This is a genomic window from Pseudomonas sp. RIT-To-2, from assembly GCF_029623465.1.
GTDB lineage: Bacteria > Pseudomonadota > Gammaproteobacteria > Pseudomonadales > Pseudomonadaceae > Aquipseudomonas > Aquipseudomonas silvicola.
Map to the genome: position 1 here is coordinate 1 of NZ_JAPYKM010000094.1, position 1450 is coordinate 1450.

Here is a 1450-nt window from a genome sequence, read left to right on the forward strand (position 1 = left end):
GGAACGTGGAATCAGGTCATGCAGCCGCTTATCAACGAAAGCTCAATGAACCTGACTACCCTGGTAAGGTTGCCCATCAGGGCGGGCGCCCCTGTGAATGAGTTACACGGCGTTCATCACCGTTACTCCCGATTCCGACACAATATAGAGATAACTGCCGTCGGGGCTGACCGCTATAGCTCTTGGGTTATTTTGGATAATGATCGTAGGTATGCCCCCTCTTAAATCAGCTTTAAAAACCGTGGTGTAAGTGGAGTAGTATACTGTTGTGCCGTCTGGCGTGAACAACGCGCCATTCGCCGAAGTCGTGAAACCGTGGCTGATGGTCGTGGTCCGTTGATTACTGGTCAAGTCAACAATGTAGTCTGCACGGTCTTCAGCGCAGTAGGCGTATTTGTCGTCGGGACTGATTGCCATGGCTGAGCAGAGCACCCCTTCTATGGTGACGGTTTGCTGGTGCGTCAGCGTGTTGAAGACATAAATCTTGTTATTTGGCTGGGCTAAATATAATCGAAGACCATCATTGCTGAGCGCAAAGCCTTGGTACCCCATACCAGCTATAATACCAATGTCGACGCTGTACGTTGCAATCTGGGTACCGAGGTGGACATCAGCCACTACCGCATAGGCGTATCGCGTATTAGAAGTTTTAAACATGTCACTGTAGAGGCGTTTGCCGTCAGAGCTGATGATCAATTGCGCTGGGGTGATGGTAAGCGGAATAGTAGTGACTATTGCGCGTTTCTCGATATCAATAACGTTGATTTTTGCGGGGTAACTGCAGGTCGTGTACGCATATCGACCATCTGGCGAGAGGACGACATTTGCAACTGCACTATTGTCACCTAGAGGAATACGAGCCGTGATGGAATTAGTGAGCAGACTCACCACCACCAAATCACCTCGGCTCGTCGAAAGATTACCGTCAGTCACGTAGGCATATTGGCCATCCGCGCTTACCGCGATGTGTGCAGCACGGGTAAAACCACCAATCGTCCCCACCCCTGCCAATCGTCTGATGGTCAGCGTCGCCGAGGCAGAAAACCCGCCACTGTTCGCCACCAGGTCGTAGCTACCCGGCGCGCTGCCACCTTTTACGCCACCGACGGTAACCCGCCCCTGTGCATCCGTGGTAAACGTCCGGGTACCACCGGTACCATCGGCATAGGTGGTCCCGGCGGGCAACGTCAGGGTAATCTCGGCGCCAGGGACCGCCGCGCCAGCGCTGTTGCTCAGGCTTAGCAGGATGTCTTTCAAGCGTCCCCGAGGCGCTATGACATAAGGGGGGTTGTCGAACGCCGGCTGGCCAGCCAACCCCACGGTCACCGTGTACGTACGCACCGCAAACGTCACCGTCTCATTCGCATTGCCCCCGAATGCCACCTTCATTTCCAGCGTCAGCGTGCTGCCATCCTTCAAGGCCTGCAACCGGGCCAGGGTGATCGGCTGG

Annotated in this window: 1 protein-coding gene; it reads right to left on the bottom strand. The window is 54.7% G+C overall.

The window, feature by feature from the left end:
• Positions 1 to 102: 102 nt before the first annotated feature.
• Positions 103 to 1450 (bottom strand): YncE family protein (locus QBK88_RS30675; protein WP_277965044.1); only part of this gene is annotated, 1348 nt, incomplete at its 5' end.